This window comes from Qipengyuania sp. B-5 (assembly GCF_056857815.1).
Window position 1 is genome coordinate 1 of the sequence record NZ_JBSXNU010000034.1, and the last position, 2,601, is coordinate 2,601.

Genomic DNA, 2,601 nt, shown 5'->3' on the forward strand with positions numbered 1-2,601 from the left:
GTGAACCTGGAAAACAGACTTTGCGATATCCAACCCGATGATGCTAACTTCCGACATGGACGCCTCCTCTCTAGTGGTGTTCAAACACCTCCACTATGGCACATCGATGCCGCCGGGGGGCGTCCACCCCATCACCCTAAAAGTGGCCATTACTCTGTGGATCGTAACGACAGAGCAAACCCGCCGCCGGCTTCCATCGCCAACGTCAGCGTATCTCCCCCGCGCACCTCGCGGGTTTCGCGGACCATGGCGAAGCGGTTGCCTTCGATCCCGCCGCCTTCTCCGTCGCGCCAGATCTCGGCGGTGTAGCGCTTGCCCTCGGACAGGAAGGACAGGTCGATCGGGACTTCGCGGCGCTCGTGGTTGGTCACGCCGCCGATCCACCAGTCTTCGCCCCCGCGGCGCTGGCGCGCGACCACCGCGAACTCGCCTATATCTCCCGCGAGCACGCGGGTGCGCTCCCAGTCGACCGGAACCTGCTCGATGAAGGCGAGCGCATCGGGGTGCCTGGCGTAGTTCTCCGGCAGGTCCGCCGCCATCTGGATCGGCGAGTAGATCACTACGAAGTCCGCGAGCTGGCGCGCCAGCGTGTTGGGAATCGGGCCTCCGTCGCGCCCCTCCAGGCTGACGATGCCCGGTGTCAGGTCGAACGGGCCTGAAAGCATGCGGGTGAAGAGCAACGTCGGCTCGTGGCTCGGCGGGTTCGCGGGGTCGCCCCATGCATTGTACTCGGTTCCCCGCGCACCCTCGCGGCTGACGAGATTGGGGTAGGTGCGCCTGAGGCCCGTGTCCTTGATCGGCTCGTGCGCATTGATCGCGATCTCGTGCTCGGCTGCGCGTTCGGCGACGAGCACGTGGTGGCGGGCCATGTACTGCCCGTCGTGGTAATCCCATTGCTCGGTGCCGTCGGGGTCCTCGCGCAGCACCATGCCCGCATCGGCGACGTAGCCCGTCTTGACCGCATGGACGCCGTGGCGCTGGTAGTAGTCGAGCGCTTCCTCCAACTGGCGCTCGTAAAGCCCCGCGTTGCCCGCAGTCTCGTGGTGGCCCATGATTTCGACGCCCTTTGCTTCGGCATAGGCGGCGACGCGGTCCATGTCGAAATCGGGATAAGCCTCGGCGAACTCGAAGTTGCGCCCGCTCTCGCTCCACCAGCCCTGGTTCCAGCCTTCGATAAGGACTGAGCCAAATCCGTGCTCGGCAGCGAAGTCGATGTAGCGCAGCGCGTTTTCGGTTGTCGCGCCGTGCTTGGGCCCTTCGTTCCAGCTCCAGATGTCGAGGTGCATGCCCCACCAGATGCCGACGTACTTGTGCGGCTTGACCCAGCCCACGTCGCCGAGCCTGTTCGGCTCGTTGAGGTTGAGGATCATGTCGGAGGCGGCGTAGAGCGCGGGCGCGTCCTCGCCGATCAGCACCGTGCGCCAGGGGGTGGCGAAGGGTGCCTGCCGCCGCACCTTCCACGGCTGCGACGAGGGCGCGAGCCGGGTGCGGAAGCGCTGGCCTTCGATCCGTTGCAGCCAGAATGCCGAGTAATCGACGAGCGCCGCCTCGTGGATGGCAATGTGCAGACCGTCTTCGCGTCGGAAGGTGATCGGAGTGTGCGCGGTGCCGACCTGGTTTGCGGGCGTATTGTTATACAGGTATTCGTAGCGATTCCATTCGCCGCCCGGTATCCACCATGCTTCCGCGTCCCCGGAAATGACGAATTCGGTCAGTTCCTCGTCGATCATGACATCGGCCAGCTGCTCCTGCTGCGGGAACGCAAAACGAAAGCCTACACCCTCGTCGAACACCCGCACGACAAGCTCGATCGTGCGGTTGGTCGCGCGCTGTTCGGTCATCGACACGCGCAATTCGTTATAGCGATTTACGACGAGCCGGCTCTCGCCCCAGGGTTGCTCCCATGCTTCGTCGACACTGGTTCGTGCCGCTTCGCCAAGCGCGATAGCACTGCCCCACTTCCCCGCGCCCCGCAGCATGAACCCAAATTTCGATGGATCGATGACGCGCTTGCCGTCGCGTTCGACCGTATATGTTGGCGCACCTTCGACAGTCGTCACTGCAAAGCAAAGGCGACCATCCGGCGAACACTGCCGATGCGCCGGATCGTCTTGCGCGGCAACGCTCCCAAACGGGCAAAGTAGCATGAACAGCGCTGCGAAGAGTCCCCATTTACGCTGCCTACCCGATACCGATCCGATCATTTCTACCTCCTGACATAGGGGCTAAACGTTCGAACGGCAGCGCGCCAGAATTTTCGTGCAACCGGTTACATTCTTGGGTAGCCATGCTTTCGATGGCCGAAATCTAGATAGTTCGGCGGGACTTGGGAGGACGATTGAGATGGCACTTGCACCCGACGTTTCGTCGAGCACGGATCCGCATCCGGTGGAGGCGGAGGATACCGGCATCCATGCGCCGGGGCTGAACTATTTCGTCTTCGGCCTGTTCTTCATCTTTGGCGGCATCACCTCGCTCAACGATGTGCTGATCCCCAAGCTGAAGGAGCTGTTCACGCTCAACTACACCCAGGCCATGCTGGTGCAGTTCTGCTTCTTCACCGCCTATCTCGTGATCGGCATTCCCGGCGCCAAGCTGGTC

Annotated in this window: 1 protein-coding gene and 1 pseudogene; one reads left to right on the top strand and one right to left on the bottom strand. The window is 62.9% G+C overall.

The genetic code is table 11. The features are described 5' to 3' along the window. Positions 1-149: 149 nt before the first annotated feature. A complete protein-coding gene (locus AC13CE_RS04500) occupies positions 150-2,204 on the bottom strand; it encodes a glycoside hydrolase family 97 protein (protein WP_482971639.1) in 2,055 nt (684 codons plus the stop codon). 139 nt (positions 2,205-2,343) lie between these two features. On the opposite strand from AC13CE_RS04500, the pseudogene AC13CE_RS04505 reads away from it, so the two are divergent. After that, positions 2,344-2,601, top strand: a pseudogene (locus tag AC13CE_RS04505) (glucose/galactose MFS transporter); the annotation flags it as partial.

Coding starts and splice junctions, on each gene's coding strand:
- AC13CE_RS04500 (WP_482971639.1), bottom strand. CDS start 2,204: ATGATCGGATCGGTATCGGGTAGGCAGCGTAAATGGGGACTCTTCGCA.